The following is an 18,308-nucleotide window of genomic DNA, read 5'->3' as shown; positions in this document are numbered from 1 at the left end:
GCGCAAGGGCTGTGCGACCATTTGCTCATCTTTGAGTCACGGTCGTGTCATCCGGGCCACGAATCCGCCATGCTGCTCCGCCTCGGCCAGAGTCATGGCGAGCCGCGGCAGCACGACGCCCAGAACCGTCGCGATCTGGTCCTCTTCCGCCGGATAGCGTCCGGGCTGTTCGACGGCGAGATCGAGAACGCTCCGGACGACGCAAGCCGGCTCGTACGGAACCTGGACGATGCCGATGCCGCGGATCTCCAGCAGCCCGGCGATGGCCGGGACCGGCCGCGCCACCAGGCGGCCACCCGAGACCGAGAGCTTCACCCGGTCGTCGGCCACAAGACGGGCGAAGCCGCCCTCCCTCTCGGCCCTGTCGAGGAGGCGACGGGCCAGCGTGGACTTGCCCGAGCCGGAGACCCCTCGGATCAGGATGCCGTCCCCGCCGACGAGGACGACGGTGGCGTGGACCGTCGCGGCTCGGTCGACCGGCCGGGTCACGCGGCGTCGGCGAGGGGCAGCCGGATGGTGAACCGCGCGCCCGTCGGGCCGCCTTCCGGCGCACGGTTCGCAGCCCGGATACTGCCCCGATGGGCCTCCACGATCTGGCGCGAGATCGAGAGTCCGAGGCCGGAATTCTGCCCGAAACCGTGATCCGGCCGATCGGTGTAGAAGCGCTGGAAGACGCGCTCCAGCGCATGCGGCGGGATGCCCGGGCCTTCGTCTTCGACCGTCACCACCACATCGGTCCGGTCGCGCGCGAGGCGTGCCCGGATCGTCGAATCCGGAGGCGAGAAGGAGCGGGCATTGTCGAACAGGTTGCTGATCACCTGGCCGAGCCGGCTGTCGTGGCCGCTCACGGTCAGCGGACCGGCCTCCGCCGCCTCGTCGATCTGGAGGTCGATGGTGGCCTCGTGCGGACGGCGGCGCTCGTTCGCGACCGAGACCACGGTCTCGAGGAGCCGGCGCAGGTCGACCGGCTCGGCATCGGCCCGGGCCAATTCGGCGTCGAGCCGGGATGCATCGGAGATGTCGGTGATGAGCCGGTCGAGCCGCGTCACGTCATGCTGGATGATGGAGAGAAGCCGGCCTCGCGACTCGTCCGAACGGGCGAGGGGCAGGGTCTCGACCGCGCTCCGGAGCGAGGTCAGGGGGTTCTTGAGCTCGTGCGCTACGTCGGCCGCGAAGGATTCGATCGCCTCGATCCGCGAATAGAGCGCCTCGGTCATGTCGCGCAGCGCTCCCGACAGGTGACCGATCTCGTCCGACCGCCCCGTCATGTCGGGGATCTCCTGCCGGGCCTTGATGCCGTGCCGCACCCGCTCCGCCGCGTCGGCGAGGCGCCGCACCGGCCCGGCGATGGCGTTGGCCAGGAGATAGGACAGGACCAGCATCACGCCAGCCGCGACCAGGAAGGTCTGGAGCAGCGCGAAACGTTCGGACGCGATGATCGCATCGATGTCGCCGCCCTGGGTCGAGAGCAGGAGCGCGCCCCGCACCGAGCGCTGGCGCTGGATCGGCACCGCGACCGAGACGATCGTCTCGCCGCGGCTATTCGCCCGGACCATGGATGCGGCCGCCCCGCCGAGCGCGCGCCCGACCTCGGGCAGGTTCCGGGCGTCGAAAGGCCCGACCTCCTCGAAGCGCGGCCGCTCGCGCCGGAACAGGCGGATGAACCCGCGCCACATCCGCTCGATCACCGTCGGCTCCGGCGTCACCGTCGGGAGTTCCGGCCTCGAGATGTCGCCCCGCGCATAAAGCGTGCGGGAATCGAGGGTGAGGCTGCCGTCCCGGTCGTAGACCCGGGCGCGCGTTCCGGTCGGACCTACGAGGCGGCGGAGCAGTGGCGCGACCCGTTCGGGGTTGATCGAGAATTCGAGCGGCGAGGGGGTGTCGTCGGCCGGGCTGCCGCCCTCGCCGGCCTGCATCTGCAGGAGCAGGTCGGGATCGGTGATGATGGTTCCGGCGGCCACCGTCGCCGACGCCGCGATCGCGCCCGCGATGATGTCGCCCTGGATCATCAGGCTCTGGACGCGGGCCTCGATCAGGCTCTGCCGAAATGTGTTCAGCGTCAGGAAGCTGAGGAGGAGTGCGACGAGGCCCGCGAGGTTGAGCGCGATGATCCGGCGCGTGAGGCTCGAGGAGGCCTGGCTGAGAACGGCGCGGCCAACCCGTCCTGGCCAGCCGGCCCGGTCCGCGGATGCGGTCTCGTCCCCCGGAAGCGGCGCGGCCGTCGGATCGGGCCCGAGGTCGGCCGCGTCGGCGGGGGCCTCAGGCTTCCTTGAAGCGATAGCCGACACCGTAGAGCGTCTCGATCATGTCGAAGGCGGAATCCGCGACCTTGAACTTCTTGCGGAGCCGCTTGATGTGGCTGTCGATGGTGCGGTCGTCGACATAGACCTGGTCGTCATAGGCCGCGTCCATGAGGGCGTTCCGGCTCTTCACGACGCCGGGCCGGGTGGCCAGCGCCTGCAGGATCAGGAATTCGGTCACGGTGAGCGTGACCGGCTCGTCCTTCCAGGTGCAGGTGTGGCGCTCGGGATCCATCTTGAGGAGGCCCCGCTCGAGCGCCTTCGCGTCGGTCTCGCGCGGGCTCGTCGTGTCCTTCGGCGCGCCGCGCCGGAGCACGGCCTTCACGCGCTCGACCAGCAGCCGCTGCGAGAACGGCTTCCGGATGAAGTCGTCGGCGCCCATCTTGAGCCCGAACAGCTCGTCGATCTCCTCGTCCTTCGAGGTCAGGAAGATGACCGGCATGTCCGACTTCTGGCGCAGGCGCCGCAGAAGCTCCATCCCGTCCATCCGGGGCATCTTGATGTCCAGGATGGCGAGGTCCACCGGCGATTGCCTCATGCCGTCGAAGGCGGAAGCGCCGTCCGTGTAGGTCTGGATGCGGTAGCCTTCCGCTTCCAGCGCGATGGTCACGGATGCCAGGATGTTGCGGTCGTCGTCGACGAGGGCGATGGTGGGCATTCATGACCCCGAAGTTCGGCCGGCGGCCGGCCGAGAGTGGCTTGGTTCGTGGGCGAGGTCTCGCCGGCCGGGGCTCGTCCACACATGAATTGTTGCCGCTCATTAAGGCAGCCGACCACGCTTGCCAAATCCGACGCCGTTCGGGCCGGGAGACGAGACCCATGCAGGACGTCAACATGCCGCCTTCGATACCCTTCGATGCGGCCGGCACCGCCCGGATGCTGCTCCGGACGACGCGGTCCGGCGCGCTCGCCACGATCGACCGGGAGACCGGCGCCCCGTTCGGCTCCCTCGTGACGGTCGCGACCGACGTCGATGGCTCGCCCGTCGTGCTCCTCTCGGGCCTATCCGCCCACACGGCCAATCTCGACGCGGATCCGCGCGCCTCGATCCTGCTCGCCCGGACCGGCAAGGGCGACCCTCTCGCCCATCCGCGGCTGACCGTCACCGGCCGGATGGAGCCCTGCGACGCCGATCGCGTCCGCCCCCGCTTCCTCGCGCGCCATCCGAAGGCCGAGCTCTATGTCGACTTCCCGGATTTCGGCTTCCGGCGGCTCGCGATCGATGCGGCCCATCTGAACGGCGGCTTCGCGCGCGCGGCCCGGCTCGGCGCCAAGGACATCCTGACCGATCTCTCCGGCGCGGAGGCGCTGATCGCGGCCGAGGCCGGCGCGGTCGCCCATGTGAATGAGGACCACGCGGATGCGATCGGGCTCTACGCGACCCGGCTCGCGGGGGCGCCGTCCGGTCCGTGGCGGGCGACCGGTCTCGACCCGGACGGCATCGACATGGCGGCGGGCGACCTCACCTGCCGGGTTTCCTTCCCCGAACGGATCACCGATGCGGGCGCGCTCCGGCGTGTGCTCGTCAAACTTGCGGCAGAGGCCAGGGCCGCCGGCACGGCCGAAGCGACGGAATCATGACGAAACGGCTTCGATCCCTTGAGGGAGAGGGAGAATATCGGATAGGACGCTCTGAACGCCGGCCACATACGATCCCGGGCCAAGACAGCTCCTCCGGAGGAACACGCTTTGGGCAACCACCCCGCCAATGTCGGCGTCTACAACGCGAATTTCGGCGCGGAACAATTCGGCTTCCGGAACCTCGCCTCCGTGTCCTGGAATCTGGAAGCGGCGGCGCTGACCGAGCATGCCCTCGCCCGCAAGGAAGCGCATCTCGTCCGGGGCGGCGCGATCGCGGCCGATACCGGCATCCACACCGGCCGCTCGCCCAAGGACAAGTTCATCGTCCGCGACGAGGCGACCGAGAACGAGGTCTGGTGGGACAATAACGGCGCTATCACCCGCGCCCAGTTCGACGTCATCCTCGAGGATTTCCTCAAACACGCCGAGGGCAAGGACCTCTTCGCGCAGGACCTCTATGGCGGCGCCGATCCGACACACCGCGTCAAGGCGCGCGTCTTCACGGAATATGCCTGGCATTCGCTCTTCATCCGCAACCTCTTGCGGCGGCCCGAAGAGGGCGAGCTGTCGGGCTACGTTCCCGACCTGACGATCCTCGACTTGCCCTCGTTCAAGGCCGATCCGGCCCGCCACGGCTGCCGCTCGGAGACGATCATCGCCTGCGACTTCTCGCGCAACATCGTCCTGATCGGCTCGTCCTCCTATGCCGGCGAGATGAAGAAGTCGGTCTTTACCTATCTCAACTACGTGCTGCCGAAGAAGAAGATCATGCCGATGCATTGCTCGGCCAATGCCGGCGACGACGGCTCGTCGGCGATCTTCTTCGGACTGTCCGGCACCGGCAAGACGACGCTGTCGAACGACCCGGCACGGCCTCTGATCGGCGACGACGAGCATGGCTGGGGCCCGAACGGCATCTTCAATTTCGAGGGGGGCTGCTACGCGAAGACGATCCGGCTCTCGCGCGAGGCCGAGCCCGAAATCTACGCGGCGACGGAGCGCTTCGGCACCATCTTCGAGAACGTGGCGTTCGATCCCCTGACCCGGATCCCCGATTTCGACGACTTCTCGAAGACCGAGAACGGCCGCTGCGCCTATCCGATCGACTTCATCGCCAACGCGTCGACGACGGGACGGTCCGGCCATCCGAAGAACATCGTCATGCTGACGGCCGACGCCTTCGGCGTGCTGCCGCCGATCGCCAAGCTGACGCCCGCCGAGGCCATGTACCACTTCCTGTCCGGCTACACGGCCAAGGTGGCCGGGACGGAGAAGGGCCTGAAGGGGCCGGAGGCGACTTTCTCGACCTGTTTCGGCGCCCCCTTCATGCCGCGCCACCCTTCGGTCTACGGCAATCTGCTGCGAGACCTCATCGCGCGGCACCATGTCGATTGCTGGCTCGTGAATACCGGCTGGACCGGCGGCGGCGTCGCGACCGGCGGCCGTCGCATGCCGATCCGGGTCACCCGGCGCCTCCTCACGGCGGCGCTCGACGGCTCGCTCGCCCGAGCCGATTTTCGGCGCGACCCCTATTTCGGCTTCGCGGTCCCGACCTCGGTGCCGGGCGTCGAGCCCCACATCCTCTATCCGGTGAAGACCTGGCAGAACAAAGCCGAATTCGCCGAGACCGCGAAGCGGCTGGTCGCGATGTTCCAGGAGAATTTCAAGCGTTTCGCCGACCATGTCGACGCCGACGTCCGGGCGGCCGAGCCGCACATGTCGATCGCGGCCTGAGGGGGTTGCCACGCTCACCCCGGCGAAAGCCGGGGCCCAGCCTGGACATCCGGGTGCCGGCTTTCGCCGGCATGAGCGGACGAGTTGGCCCCGCGAAGTCCGGCCTACCCCACCTCAGGATGAGGAGGTCGGAGATGCGTCGGCCAGCATCTCCCTGAGCCTCGCGATCAGGCGCCGCGCCACCTCCTCCTTGTCGAGCTCCGGCCAGTCCTCGACCGCATCCGCCGTCACGAGATGCACGGTGTTGCGGGCCCCCCCCATGATGCCGGTCGCGGGCGTGACGTCGTTCGCCACGATCAGGTCGCAGCCTTTGCGGGCGAGCTTCGCCCGGGCGTGCTCGATCACCCGCTCGGTCTCGGCCGCGAAGCCGACGACGAGCCGGGGGCGGCCTTCGCCGAGATGCGCGACCGTCGCCAGGATGTCGGGGTTCAGCGCCAGCTGAAGCGGCGGGGGATCACCGCCCTCCTTCTTGATCTTCTGCGTCGCCTCCCCGGCCGCGCGCCAATCCGCGACTGCGGCCGCGAAGACGGCGATGTCGGCCGGCAGCGCCGCCTCGACCGCGGCCAGCATTTCGCGCGCGGTCTCGACGCGGATCACGGAAACGCCCGGTGGGTCCGGAACTGTGACCGGCCCGGAGACGAGCGTCACGCGCGCACCCGCAGCGGCCGCGGCCGCCGCGATGGCGTGGCCCTGCCGACCGGACGAGCGGTTGGCGATGTACCGCACCGGGTCGAGCGGCTCGTGGGTCGGGCCCGAGGTGACCAGGACGTGGCGACCACTGAATGGGCCGCCCTCCCGCTCACCCCGGCGCAAGCCGGGGTCCAGTAACCCATCTGGGTTCCGGCTTTCGCCGGAACGAACGGCGAGGAGCGCGGCGACCGCATCCGCGATCTCGACCGGCTCGGCCAGGCGGCCAGGCCCGAACTCCACCTCCGCCATCGCCCCGTCATTCGGCCCGACCACCTGCACCCCGTCCGCTAGCAGCGTCGCCAAGTTCCGGCGCGTCGCCGGGTGCTGCCACATGCGGACATTCATGGCGGGCGCGACCAGGATGGGCAGCGTGGTCGCGAGCAGGACGGTCGAGGCGAGGTCGTCGGCGAGGCCGGCCGCCATCTTGCTCATCAAATTCGCGGTCGCGGGCGCCACCACGATCGCGTCGGCGTCGCGGGCGAGCCGGATATGGCCGATCTCGGCCTCGTCCTCCCGGTCGAACAGGTCCGTGTGCGACCGCTGCCCGGATAGCGCCGAGGCGGCGAGCGGCGTCACGAAATGCTGGGCGCCGGCGGTCAGGATGCAACGCACCGAGGCGCCGCGCTCGCGCAGCCGCCGGATCAGGTCGAGCGATTTGTAGGCCGCGATGCCGCCGCCGATGACGAGGAGGATGCGTCGGCCGGCGAGGGTCATGCTGGCCTGGCCTCGGCCGACGGGGTCCGGTGCCGGACCCCGAGCGCGCTGAAATGACGGCTGTTGAAGGTGACGACTTCGTAGCGGGCCAACTCCGCCGTCGCCGCGATGCAGGCATCGGCGAGACCGGGCGCGACGCCGCCGGCTTCCGCTCTCGCGAGCAATTCGCCCGTCGTCCGTGAGATGGCTGCGTCCACCGTCAGCAGCCGTGCCGCATAGAGACGTTCCGTGTCACTCAGCCAGGCCCGGAGAATGTCGGCCTTGCGGGTCGATCCTCTCAGCCTGAGCCGGTCGACACCAAAATGCAGCTCGGCCAGCGTCACGACGCTCACGAAGCAGAGCCCTCTGTGCCGCATGAGCCAGGCACCGAGGTCTTCGCCTTCGCCGGACACGGGCGAGGTTCGGGACACGACGTCGGTGTCGAGCACGAACACGGCTACTCGTCGCCGAAGACCGGCTTGGACCTGAGCGGGCTTGGACCGGGAGCAACCTCCAACCATTCATCATGGGTCAGAGGAAAGGCGAGCAGATGCTCCTCGAACGGACGAGCCGCGACATCACCGTGAAGGCGGCACCACTCCGCCTCGGCCACGACGACCACCGCGTTCTGTCCACGCCTGGTGACCCGCTGCGGTTCACCCGCGAGGGCTCCCGCCATAACGTCGCCGAAGCGAGCCCGCGCGTCCTTGACCAGCCACGTCTTCATGTCGCTCTCCGATGTACAACATGCACATCGGCGGCGTTGGAGACAAGGTCGGGCGATCCCCCGTCAGAGTAGGCGAGCGAACCACTCCTGCCCGGCGAATGCGGTCACAGGGAGGACCAGCATGGCAGTGAGGCCGACCCACGAATGTCTCGTAGGAAATGGCGCATGCGCCGCCCCGAATAGCAAGCGAGAAGGACCACGCTGGTGCGAAGGTAATTCCCTCTACTCGCATAGTTCCAGCTTCCCGCGGCAGGTCCCTCGCTGCCCTAAGGATAGCAGCTCGCTTTCAGCGCCCTAGAAACAGCTTCCGAGCATCGGACGGCGTCCCGTGCTTCGAGGAATCCCGAAGCAGCAACGCGAACAGCAGCGCAAGCGCCGCTTTTACGACCATCTCACTCCTGCTCGGCCGTCGCAGTTTCACCAAAGACCCACCTCACCCTGCCGTCAGGGCCATGACGATCAGCATCGCGACGATCAGCCAGAGGGCGGCCGCGATCGCCCGGAGCGTGCGGGTCGGGTGGCGGTCCGCGCCGAAGACGGTGTCGCGCTCGAGCGTGATGCCTCCCTCGATCGTCCCCTCGACCTTCGCCAGGATGCGTTCGACCCGCTGAGCGATCTCGGGCAGATCGGAGACGACCTTCGCAAGCGTGAGGAGCCCGCGGCCGGCTTCCTCCGCCCTACCGATCGGGCCGAGATTGCGCTCGATCCAGTCGCGCACCACCGGCTCGGAGGCGGCCCAGATGTCGAGCCGCGGATCGATGCTGCGGGCGACGCCCTCGACCACCACCATGGTCTTCTGCAGCATGACGAGTTCGGGCCGGGTCGCCATGTCGAAGAGCGAGGTGATCTCGAAGAGAAGCGTGAGCAGCTTCGCCATCGAGATCTCGTCGGCGCGACGATTGTGGATCGGCTCGCCGATCGCCCGGATCGCCTGCGCGAAATCCTCGACCGAATGGCGGGCCGGCACGTAGCCGGCGTCGAAATGGACCTGCGCCACGCGCCGGTAGTCGCGCCGGATGAAGCCCAGCAGGATCTCGGCCAGGAAGCGGCGCTCCTTGATCCCGAGCCGGCCCATGATGCCGGTATCGACGGCGACCAGCCGGCCCTCCGGGTCCACCATCAGGTTCCCGGGATGCATGTCGGCGTGGAAGAAGCCGTCCCGGATCGCCTGGCGCAGGAAGGATTGCAGCACCGTGCGGGCGAGGGCCGGGCGGTCGTGCCCGGCCGCGTCGATCGCGTCGAGACGGTGCAGCGGGATGGCGTCGACCCATTCGGTCACGAGCACGTCGCGCCCGGTGAGTTCCCAATCCGGCTTCGGCACCCGGAAATCCGCATCTCCTGCCGTGTTCTCGGCCAGTTCGGAGAGCGCCGCGGCTTCGAGCCGGAGGTCGGTCTCCATCGAGACCGAACGGGCCAGGGTCTCGACGATCTCGGTCGGCCGGAGGCGGCGCGCGACGGGCAGTCGGAGTTCGGCCTGCCGCGCGGCGAAGCGCATGGCCTGGAGGTCGCGGGCGAAACGCTCGCGCACGCCGGGCCGCACCACCTTCACGGCCAGCTCGCGGCCGTCCCGTGCATGCGCGCGATGGACCTGGGCGATCGAGGCCGCCGCGACCGGCGGCCCGAGATCGGCGAAGACCCGCTCGACGGAATGCCCGAACGAGCTCTCGATCGTGGCCACCGCCTCGGCCTGGCCGAAGGGCGCCATGCGGTCCTGCAGGCTTTCGAGATCGCGCGACACCGCGGCGCCGACGATGTCGGGGCGCGTCGCCAGGAACTGGCCGAACTTGACGTAGGACGGGCCGAGCCGGGTCAGGGCGGCCGACAGCCGGGCCGCACCGGACCCGGCGCCCCTCCGCTCGACGAGCCGCGCGAGCTTGATCGCGAGCCGGGCGCCGGGCGGCAAGGCCGAGGCGTCGACCAGCGAGAGCGCGCCCTCGCGCGCCAGAACGAAGCCGGCCCGCAGGTTGCGGGCGAGATGAATGAGGCCGGCGATCATGCCTGCCGACCCTCTCCGCTCATGCCGGCGAAAGCCGGCACCCAGCGAGACCGGCGCGACTGGACCCCGGCTTGCGCCGGGGTGAGCGATGGGGACCCGGCTGGCATGTTGGCTAAATCTTCCAGCCAGAATGGATGGCCACGATGCCGCCCGTGAGCGGCCGGTGGGTGACCCGGCGGAAGCCGGCGCGCTCGATCATGCCGGCGAAGGCGCCGGGAGGCGGGAAGCGCCGGATCGATTCCACGAGGTATTGGTAGGAGGCCCGGTCCTTGGCCACGAACTCGCCGAGGCGCGGGATCACCTCGAAGGAATAGCGCTCGTAGAGCCGGTCGAGCCCCGGCACGTCGACGCGAGAGAATTCCAGGCACAGGAAGCGCGAGCCCGGCCGCAGCACGCGGTGCGCCTCGGCCAGCGCCCTGTCGATCCGGGGCACGTTCCGGATGCCGAACGCGATCGTGTAGCCGTCGTAGGAGCGGTCCGGGAAAGGCAACTCCTCGGCATTCGCCTCGACGAAGGTGACCCTGTCCTCGCCGCGGGAGGCGGCCCGCTCGCGCCCGACCGCGAGCATGTTCCCATTGATGTCCGCGACGGTGACGCGGGTTTGTCGCCCGCCCGCCTCCGCAACCCGGAAGGCGACGTCGCCCGTGCCGCCCGCGACGTCGAGATGGTGGAAGGGCCGGGTGTGGGAGGGCCGCAGCATCGCGACCAGATTGCGCTTCCAGAGCCGGTGCATCCCGCCCGACATGAGGTCGTTCATCAGGTCGTAGCGGCCGGCGACGGAGCGGAACACCTCGTCCACCCGAGCCTGCTTCTCCTGGACCGGCAGGGTGTCGAACCCGAAATGGGTCGTGTCGTCGCCGCGCATCGGGTCCAGGCCGGTTGTCATCGGGAAGGCCATAGCGAATGCGGGGGCCGAGCGCCACGCGCGGGTCGCCGCGGCGAGCCCCCTCGCTCTCGCGCTGGCGTTGTGCTTGCATCTGCCGGAGTCGACGCAAGGAGAGGCGCATGAGCACGAGCACCACACGCCGCGGCCTCCTGGCCGGCGCGACCGCGGCGGGCCTCGCGATACCGTCTGTCGCCCGGGCCCAAGCCTGGCCCGAGGGCCGCACGATCACGCTGCTCGTGCCGTTTCCCGCGGGGGGCGGCACGGATGTGGTGGCGCGCGTGATCGCGGACCGGCTCGGCGCCGCCACCAAGGCCCGGTTCGTGGTCGAGAACCGGCCGGGCGGCGGCGGCAGCATCGGCTACATGGCCGCGACCCGCGCCGCGCCGGACGGCTCGACCGTGATGCTGACCTCGTCTGCCATCGCCACGATGCCGTTCCTCTACCCCAGCAAGGGCTACGAGCCGCTCCGGGACCTCGTCCCCGTCAGCATGGTCGCGGAAGCCCCGAGCCTCCTCTGCGTCGGGCCGTCCGTCACGGCCGGTAACCTCGCGGATTTCATCGCGGAGGCGAAGAGGCGCCCGAGCGAGCTGACCTATGCGTCGGCCGGGATCGGGAGCGGGCTCCACCTGGCCGCGGAGCTGTTCAACAAGATGGCCGGGCTCAACATCAAGCACGTACCCTACAAGGGCGCCTCGCTCGCGACCGGGGACCTGCTCGGCGGCCGCATCGACATGATCGTGGACAACCTGCCTTCCGCCCGTCCGCTGGTCGAGGGCGGCAAGCTGAAGGCGCTCGGGATCACGTCGAAGCGGCGCTCGAAGCTCGCGCCGGAGGTGCCGCCCGTCGCCGACGTGGTGCCGGATTACGAATTCCTGGCCTGGTTCGGCGTATATCTGCCGCCGAAGGCGCCGGTCGAGATGGCGGAGGCGCTGCGGGCGGCGCTGGCGCGGATCGTGGTCGCTCCGGAGATCCAGGACCGTGCGGCCACGCTCGGCCTCGAGATGAGCGCCACCTCGCCCTCGGACTTCCGAAGCTTCATGGAGGCCGACATGCAGCGCTGGGGCCGGCTCATCAAGGACCTGGGCATTTCGGCAGACGGGTAGGCGGCAGCGCATCGCTCGGCTCGCAGGAGGGGCCCTCGTCTGAGGTCGGGTCGTCGGCTAGGCACCGGGCACCACCTCGGAGCCTGTTCCATGTCGCTCGGCGCGCTGACCCCTGTCGTCCTCCTCCTCGGGTCGAACGTCTTCATGACCTTCGCCTGGTACGGGCACCTCAAATTCGGGGACCGGCCGCTCTGGGTTGTCGTGCTGGCGAGTTGGGGGATCGCCTTCTTCGAATACTGGCTCGCCGTGCCGGCGAATCGTTGGGGCCACGCACATTGGAGCGCGGCCGAACTCAAGACCATGCAGGAGGTGATCACGCTCCTGGTCTTCGGCGTGTTCTCGGTCTTCTACCTGCGCGAGGCCTTCACCTGGAACCATGCGGTCGGTTTCGCCCTGATCGCGGCCGGAGCGGTCTTCGTCTTCAAGGGGCCGCTCGGCTGACGAGGGCCGGTCCGCTCTGCCCTTGATGCGCCGGGCCGAACGCGACGTCGGGCAGGCTCTCGGATCCAGACAACGAAAAGCCCGCACCGTCGACGGCGCGGGCCTCTTTTTGGCATGGCTCCCGGATCGGCCGTAGCCCCCCCGGGATGAGGCTTCGCCTCAGGTCACTTCTTCTCGGGGGTGCTGGCCTTGCGGAGCGCGGCGCCCAGGATGTCGCCGAGCGAGGCACCTGAATCGGAGGAGCCGAACTGGGCGATCGCCTCTTTCTCTTCGGCCATCTCGAGCGCCTTGATCGACAGCGTGACGCGGCGCGCCTTGCGGTCGAACATGGTCACGCGGGCATCGACCTTCTCGCCCTTGGCGAAACGGTCCGGACGCTGGTCGCCGCGATCGCGGGCGAGCTCGGCGCGCCGGATGAAGGTCTGCATGTCGCTGTCGACGATCTTCACCTCGATGCCGGAATCCTTCACCTCGATGATCTCGCAGGTGACGACCTGGCCCTTCTTGAGATCGCCCGCATCCGCAAAGGGATCGCCCGCCATCTGCTTGATGCCGAGCGAGATGCGCTCCTTCTCGACGTCGACGTCGAGAACCTGGGCACGCACCACGTCGCCCTTCTTGAACTCGTCGATGACCTGCTCGCCCGGACGGTTCCAGTCGAGGTCCGAGAGGTGGACCATGCCGTCGACGTCGTTCTCGAGTCCGATGAACAGACCGAACTCGGTCTTGTTCTTGACCTCGCCCTCGACGACGGAGCCGACAGGATGCTGCTCGGCGAAGGCCTCCCACGGGTTCTGCAGGGTCTGCTTGAGGCCGAGCGAGATGCGGCGCTTGACCGGATCGACCTCGAGGATCTGCACTTCCACTTCCTGGGAGGTGGAGACGATCTTGCCCGGATGGACGTTCTTCTTCGTCCAGCTCATCTCGGAAACGTGGATCAGGCCCTCGATCCCCGGCTCCAGCTCCACGAAGGCGCCGTAATCGGTGATGTTGGTGACGCGGCCCTTGATCTTGGCATCGACCGGATAGCGCTGGGCGATGCCCTCCCACGGATCGGCCAGCAGCTGCTTGATGCCGAGCGAGATGCGGTGGGTCTCGTGGTTGATCTTGATGATCTTGACCTTGACCGTCTGGCCGATGGTGACGACCTCGGACGGGTGGTTGACACGGCGCCAGGCCATGTCGGTGACGTGCAAGAGGCCGTCGATTCCGCCGAGGTCGACGAAGGCGCCGTACTCGGTGATGTTCTTGACGACGCCGTCGATGACCTGGCCCTCTTCGAGGTTGGCCACGAGCTCCGAACGCTGCTCGGCACGGCTCTCCTCGAGGACGGTGCGGCGCGACACGACGATGTTGCCGCGGCGGCGATCCATCTTGAGGATCATGAAGGGCTGCGGCGTGCCCATGAGGGGCGTGACGTCGCGAACCGGCCGGATATCGACCTGCGAGCGGGGCAGGAAGGCCACTGCGCCGTCGAGATCGACCGTGTAGCCGCCCTTGACCTGGTTGAAGATCTGGCCGGTCACGCGCTCGTTGGCCTCGAAGGCCTTTTCGAGCTTGACCCAGCTTTCCTCGCGACGGGCCTTGTCGCGGGAGATGACGGCCTCGCCGAGAGCGTTCTCGACGCGCTCGAGATAGACCTCGACCTCGTCGCCGACCTTGATCGGCGTGTCGCCCCGGCCGGGGCCGACGAATTCCTTGAGCGCGACGCGCCCTTCCGTCTTCGCGCCGACGTCGATGACGGCGACGTCCTTCTCGATCGCGACGACGATACCCTTGACGACGGACCCTTCCTGGACCTCGGACTTCTCGAAGGATTCCATGAGCATCGCGGCGAAATCATCGCGCGACGGGTTCTGCAAAGCTGCTGACATTCGGTCTCCTGGTGCCCGTATCGGGCGGCGCCGGCGGTTCGTGTTGCGGGACGCTCCTGGCCGTCGGCTAGGCCTCCGGAACCCTCTGGGTTCCGCGGAGGCCGATCGCCTGCTGGGCAGGCGGGCCGGCGCTTCGTCGACGAACGGGAGCGTTGCCCGCTTGTCGCGCGGCCGTGCGAAGCACGAGCGGCGTCACCTGCGGACAAGCGGCATGTAATCGAAGCGACCGTCGGCCACAAGCGGAGATCGCGGTCGCGGCTCGGGCGGCGCCCTATGCGGGCCGGATGAACAAGGCCTTCTCGGGCAGCCGGCATGAAAAAGGCTCCAGGCCGGAGAGCCTGGAGCCTTCGATCATCGGGCGGCCGTCAGGCCACCCGAGCGATCACCAGCGGTAGCCGCGGCCGTACCCGCCGCCGTAATAGCCACGCCGGGGGCCGTAGAAGCGTGGGCCACCATTGAAGCGCGGCGGACCATAGAAGCGCGGTCCGCCGTAACCATAGCCGCCGCCGCCGAAGGGGCGGCAGAAGCCGGCGCGACCCCGGCGAAAGCCTCGGCCGCACCCGTCCGCCACCTGCTCGACGAGCGGGGCGACGTCCGCACCGATCGGTCCGGCGACCGGCATCGCCTGGGCGCCGAAGGTCGATAGGAACATCAGCATGCCGGCGCCGATCCCGAGGTAAGCTGCTCTGCTCATTGTTGTGATCTCCTCATAGAGCCACCCGCTAACGTCCGAGAGCGGAAAAACGTCTCCCGCCATCGGTTGTCGCTGCGGACATACATCACGGAAGCTGAACGGAAGCTGTTTCCTCCGATGCGCATTTTTCAGCGCAACGGGGGCGCGCCAGGTTCGTCAGTTCAGCGACAGACGCGCGTCGGCCCCCTGGGCGTCCGGACCACGTAGCAGGCCTTGCGTCGCACGAGCGGCCTGCACACGCCCCGCGGGCCCCTGGCGAAGCCGCGTCCGCAACCCTGTGCGGCCTGTTCGACGAGCGTCGGGCCGCCCGCGGGTGCCAGCGGGAGCGCCTGGGCGGCGAAGGCGGACAGGGCGTAGATCGCACCGGCTCCGGCGGCGGCGAAGATGGTCTTGCTCATGGTCGTCTCCTCGTGAAGGTCTGCCCCAACCGGGCGGCCATGGAGCCGTTCCGAACATGGACAACTTGTCATCTCGCCCCGCCGGGGCCCGAACGTTGCGCGGCCGGCGAGCAGGCTGATAAGGCGTGCCGTCCGCGGAGCCCTCGATGTCAGACACGAAAAGCATCAAGAAGGTGGTCCTCGCCTATTCGGGCGGGCTCGACACCTCGATCATCCTGAAATGGTTGCAGACCACCTATGGCTGCGAGGTTGTCACCTTCACGGCCGATCTCGGCCAGGGCGAGGAGTTGGAGCCGGCCCGCCACAAGGCCGAACTCCTCGGGATACGGCCCGAAAACATCTATATCGACGACCTGCGCGAGGAATTCGTCCGGGATTACGTGTTCCCGATGTTCCGGGCCAACGCCCATTACGAGGGGCTCTACCTGCTCGGCACCTCGATCGCCCGGCCGCTGATCGCCAAGCGCCAGATCGAGATCGCCGAGGCGGTCGGGGCAGACGCGGTCTGCCACGGCGCCACTGGCAAGGGGAACGACCAGGTCCGGTTCGAGCTCTCCTATTACGCCCTGAAGCCCGACATTACGATCATCGCGCCCTGGCGCGAATGGGACCTGCGCTCCCGCGAGCAGCTGATCGACTTCGCCGAGAAACACCAGATCCCGATCGCGAAGGACAAGCGCGGGGAATCGCCCTTCTCGGTCGACGCGAACCTCCTGCATTCCTCCTCCGAGGGCAAGGTCCTGGAGGACCCGGCCGCGGAGGTGCCGGATTACGTCTTCTCGCGCACGATCTCGCCCGAGGAGGCGCCCGACCGGCCGACCGTGATCACGATCGGCTTCGAGCGGGGCGACCCGGTCTCGGTGGACGGGGAGCGGCTCTCGCCCGCGACGCTGCTGAAGCATTTGAACGACCTCGGCCGCGACAACGGCATCGGCCGGCTCGACCTCGTCGAGAACCGCTTCGTCGGGATGAAGTCGCGCGGCATGTACGAGACGCCCGGCGGCACCATCCTGGCGCTCGCGCATCGGGCGATCGAGGGCGTGACGCTCGACCGGGGCGCCGGGCATCTCAAGGACGAGCTCATGCCGAAATACGCGGAGCTCATCTATAACGGCTTCTGGTTCTCGCCCGAGCGCGAGATGCTGCAGGCGCTGATCGACACCTCGCAGGAACTGGTCGCCGGCGAGGTCAGGCTGAAACTCTACAAGGGCGGCGTCCACGTCATCGGCCGCTCATCGCCGAACTCCCTCTACGACCAGGACCTCGTCACCTTCGAGGAGGGCGCGGTGGCCTACGACCACCGCGACGCGGCCGGCTTCATCAAGCTGAACGCGCTCCGGCTCCGGACCCTGGCGCAGCGGAAGAAGAAGCTCGGGCTGTAGCCCGCGACCGTCATTCCGGGGCTCGCTGAGGGCGCGAACCCGGAAACCCACGTTCCTCCACCCGCCTGCACGACGTTGGGTACCGCGGATGCGGGTGGGTTCCGGGTTCGGCGCTACGCGCCGCCCCGGAATGACGTAGCCCTGCTCAGCGGCGCGCCGGGGCCGCCGGCGCGGCGCCCGCATCGCCCGTGAGGAGCGGCGTGATGCGCCGGACCGTCACGCGGCGGTTCTGGCGTTCCGCCGCATCGGTCGGCACCTTCAGCTGCTGCTCGCCGTAGCCCTGGGTCGTCAGGTTCTCGGGCGGAACCTGGAACACGTCCTGGAGCGCGACGGCGACCGCCTCGGCGCGCCGGTCGGAAAGCGACAGGTTGTCGTCGTCCGCCCCGACGGCGTCGGTATGGCCCTCGATCAGGAACACCTCCTGCGGATTGCGGGAGACGGCCTCCTTCAGGGCCCTGGCGATCACCGTGAGGCGCTGAGCCTGCTCCGGCGTGACCGTCCAGGACCCGGATTCGAAGGTGATCGAGTCGATGTCGACCCGCGGCATCCGGGCTCTCACCTCGGGGCTGTAGCGCACCTCGTCCAGCGTATAGCGCCGGGCGATCCGCTCCACCGGCGGCGCGAGCAGCGTCTCGTAGACGCGCTCATACGGCGCGTCCTCGGCCTCCAAGATGTAGCGGTCCCGCGGGCCGCGGATCACCGGCGGAGGCAGGTCGACGAAATAGGAACCCGCCCGGGCATTCCCGCGCGTCCGGTTGTCGATGATGACGACCTCGCGCCCGTCCGCGCCGCGACGGGCGCGGCGGATCAGCCGTCCGTCCCGGTCGACATAGGTCAGGATGCGGACGCCGCCCGGACGTTCGGTGATCGTGACCGTCTCGGCGCCGCGCCGCTCGGTCCGAATATCGGCCCCGCCCGCCCGGAAACGGTCGGATTCCTCGCGCCGGATGATGGTGCGGCCGCCTTCCCGAATGATCGTGCGGCCACCCGGCTCGCGGATGATCGTGCGGTTGCCCTCGCGGGTTTCGCGACGGTCGTCGCGAAAGTCCTCGAGCCGGCTCGGCCTGCGGTCGGGCTCGCCCGCGCGCGGCGGGTCGAAGCGGTCGCCACCCCCGCGGCGGTCGCCGTCGCGGCGGTCGCCGTCGCGGCGGTCGCCGTCCCGCCGGTCACTGTCGCGATCCGGGCCGGCGCGCCGGTCGCCGTCACGCCGGTCACCGTCACGGTCGGCCCCGCCGCGTCGGTCCGTCGGGTCGTCGCGTCCATCCCGCCGACGCTCGCCGGTCGCGCCCGCCGGGCCGGCACCCGGTGAAAGGTCACGGCCTTCGCGTCTGTCGCTGCCGACCGGGTCGGCCGGGCGGTCACGACCACCCGCCCGAGGCGCGGCATCGGTCGGAACTGCCGGGGAGGCATCGGGCGTGCGGCCCCGCTCGCGTCGGGAATCGGGCGCTCCGGGAGCTGGCGCCGCGGCCGGATCGCGCTTGGTCTCGGGGGCTGCGGGATCGCGCTTGGCGTCCGGCGCTGCTGCGGGGGCCTGCCCGGCCCGCGGCGTCGCGTCGGGACCGCGTGCCGGAGCCTGCTCCTTGCGCGGCTCGGTCGGTGCCGTCTTCTGGGCCGGAGCTGCCCGGGGCGCCGGCGCCGGTTCGGGAGCAACCTTCTGGGCAGGCGCGGGCGCGGGGGCAGGCGCGACCTTCGGCGCGGGGGCCGGAGCGGGAGCCGGGGCCTGAATCGGCGCCGCCTTGGGAGCCGGAGCCGCCGGCGCAGGGGCGGGGGCCGCCGGGGCAGGCGCCGGGGCCGCCTTCTGGGCAGGAG

17 protein-coding genes are annotated in these 18,308 nt (G+C 69.3%); 5 read left to right on the top strand and 12 right to left on the bottom strand.

Features of this window, described 5'->3' with window-relative positions; genetic code table 11:
• Positions 1–36: 36 nt before the first annotated feature.
• Genes ACFE87_RS07840 through ACFE87_RS07830 form a run of 3 tightly spaced genes read right to left on the bottom strand, consistent with a single transcriptional unit; the run spans position 37 to position 2,958 of the window.
• Entirely contained in the window at positions 37–489 is a 453-nt protein-coding gene (locus tag ACFE87_RS07840) for an HPr kinase/phosphorylase (protein WP_375459071.1), read from the bottom strand.
• The gene (locus tag ACFE87_RS07835; protein WP_375459070.1) at positions 486–2,288 is read right to left on the bottom strand and encodes a stimulus-sensing domain-containing protein; all 1,803 of its coding nucleotides are present in this window, start codon (positions 2,286–2,288) and stop codon (positions 486–488) included. Before ACFE87_RS07835 ends, ACFE87_RS07840 begins: the two co-directional genes overlap by 4 nt.
• Complete coding sequence (locus ACFE87_RS07830; RefSeq protein WP_375459069.1) at positions 2,260–2,958, bottom strand: response regulator transcription factor; 699 nt, start codon at positions 2,956–2,958, stop codon at positions 2,260–2,262. Before ACFE87_RS07830 ends, ACFE87_RS07835 begins: the two co-directional genes overlap by 29 nt.
• Before the next feature lie 161 nt (positions 2,959–3,119).
• Here ACFE87_RS07830 and ACFE87_RS07825 point away from each other — a divergent pair, with 161 nt between their 5' ends.
• Entirely contained in the window at positions 3,120–3,881 is a 762-nt protein-coding gene (locus tag ACFE87_RS07825) for a HugZ family protein (protein WP_375459068.1), read from the top strand.
• A 108-nt stretch (positions 3,882–3,989) separates the two neighbouring features.
• Positions 3,990–5,615 carry a phosphoenolpyruvate carboxykinase gene (locus ACFE87_RS07820; protein WP_375459067.1) on the top strand — a complete coding sequence of 542 codons (1,626 nt, stop codon included), beginning with the start codon at positions 3,990–3,992 and terminating at the stop codon, positions 5,613–5,615.
• Positions 5,616–5,729: 114 nt separating this feature from the next.
• Here ACFE87_RS07820 and ACFE87_RS07815 read toward each other — a convergent pair whose 3' ends face one another.
• The 5 genes from ACFE87_RS07815 to ubiE form a co-directional block, all read right to left on the bottom strand.
• Positions 5,730–7,019: a phosphopantothenoylcysteine decarboxylase gene (locus ACFE87_RS07815; RefSeq protein ID WP_375459066.1), complete on the bottom strand. Its 1,290-nt coding sequence runs from the start codon at positions 7,017–7,019 to the stop codon at positions 5,730–5,732.
• Complete coding sequence (locus ACFE87_RS07810; protein ID WP_375459065.1) at positions 7,016–7,453, bottom strand: PIN domain-containing protein; 438 nt, start codon at positions 7,451–7,453, stop codon at positions 7,016–7,018. The genes ACFE87_RS07815 and ACFE87_RS07810 overlap by 4 nt, the downstream gene beginning before the upstream one ends.
• 2 nt (positions 7,454–7,455) lie before the next feature.
• The gene (locus ACFE87_RS07805; protein ID WP_375459064.1) at positions 7,456–7,725 is read right to left on the bottom strand and encodes a type II toxin-antitoxin system prevent-host-death family antitoxin; all 270 of its coding nucleotides are present in this window, start codon (positions 7,723–7,725) and stop codon (positions 7,456–7,458) included.
• A 433-nt stretch (positions 7,726–8,158) separates the two neighbouring features.
• A complete protein-coding gene (ubiB, locus tag ACFE87_RS07800; RefSeq protein WP_375459063.1) occupies positions 8,159–9,721 on the bottom strand; it encodes a 2-polyprenylphenol 6-hydroxylase in 1,563 nt (520 codons plus the stop codon).
• Between the two features lie 112 nt (positions 9,722–9,833).
• Positions 9,834–10,607: a bifunctional demethylmenaquinone methyltransferase/2-methoxy-6-polyprenyl-1,4-benzoquinol methylase UbiE gene (ubiE, locus tag ACFE87_RS07795; protein WP_375459062.1), complete on the bottom strand. Its 774-nt coding sequence runs from the start codon at positions 10,605–10,607 to the stop codon at positions 9,834–9,836.
• Between the two features lie 119 nt (positions 10,608–10,726).
• Between ubiE and ACFE87_RS07790 the strand changes: the two genes are divergently transcribed.
• Complete coding sequence (locus ACFE87_RS07790; RefSeq protein ID WP_375459061.1) at positions 10,727–11,710, top strand: Bug family tripartite tricarboxylate transporter substrate binding protein; 984 nt, start codon at positions 10,727–10,729, stop codon at positions 11,708–11,710.
• Between the two features lie 90 nt (positions 11,711–11,800).
• The gene (locus ACFE87_RS07785; RefSeq protein ID WP_375459060.1) at positions 11,801–12,151 is read left to right on the top strand and encodes a DMT family protein; all 351 of its coding nucleotides are present in this window, start codon (positions 11,801–11,803) and stop codon (positions 12,149–12,151) included.
• A gap of 164 nt (positions 12,152–12,315) precedes the next feature.
• Here the strand turns inward: ACFE87_RS07785 and rpsA are convergent, their stop codons facing one another.
• From rpsA to ACFE87_RS07770, 3 genes are all read right to left on the bottom strand, one after another.
• Positions 12,316–14,025: a 30S ribosomal protein S1 gene (gene rpsA / locus ACFE87_RS07780; protein ID WP_375459059.1), complete on the bottom strand. Its 1,710-nt coding sequence runs from the start codon at positions 14,023–14,025 to the stop codon at positions 12,316–12,318.
• Positions 14,026–14,407: 382 nt separating this feature from the next.
• On the bottom strand, positions 14,408–14,719 hold the full coding sequence (locus tag ACFE87_RS07775; protein WP_375459058.1) for a GCG_CRPN prefix-to-repeats domain-containing protein: 312 nt from the start codon (positions 14,717–14,719) through the stop codon (positions 14,408–14,410).
• Between the two features lie 161 nt (positions 14,720–14,880).
• Complete coding sequence (locus tag ACFE87_RS07770; protein WP_375459057.1) at positions 14,881–15,117, bottom strand: GCG_CRPN prefix-to-repeats domain-containing protein; 237 nt, start codon at positions 15,115–15,117, stop codon at positions 14,881–14,883.
• A 146-nt stretch (positions 15,118–15,263) separates the two neighbouring features.
• Between ACFE87_RS07770 and ACFE87_RS07765 the strand changes: the two genes are divergently transcribed.
• Positions 15,264–16,499 carry an argininosuccinate synthase gene (locus tag ACFE87_RS07765; protein WP_375459056.1) on the top strand — a complete coding sequence of 412 codons (1,236 nt, stop codon included), beginning with the start codon at positions 15,264–15,266 and terminating at the stop codon, positions 16,497–16,499.
• 145 nt (positions 16,500–16,644) lie between these two features.
• Here ACFE87_RS07765 and ACFE87_RS07760 read toward each other — a convergent pair.
• Positions 16,645–18,308, bottom strand: a 1,664-nt coding sequence (locus ACFE87_RS07760) for an OmpA family protein (RefSeq protein WP_375459055.1), incomplete at its 5' end; no start/stop codon positions are given.

The sequence above is a fragment of the uncultured Enterovirga sp. genome (genome assembly GCF_964242715.1).
Classification (GTDB): domain Bacteria; phylum Pseudomonadota; class Alphaproteobacteria; order Rhizobiales; family Beijerinckiaceae; genus Enterovirga.
This window is presented reverse-complemented; position numbering and strand designations above follow the sequence as displayed.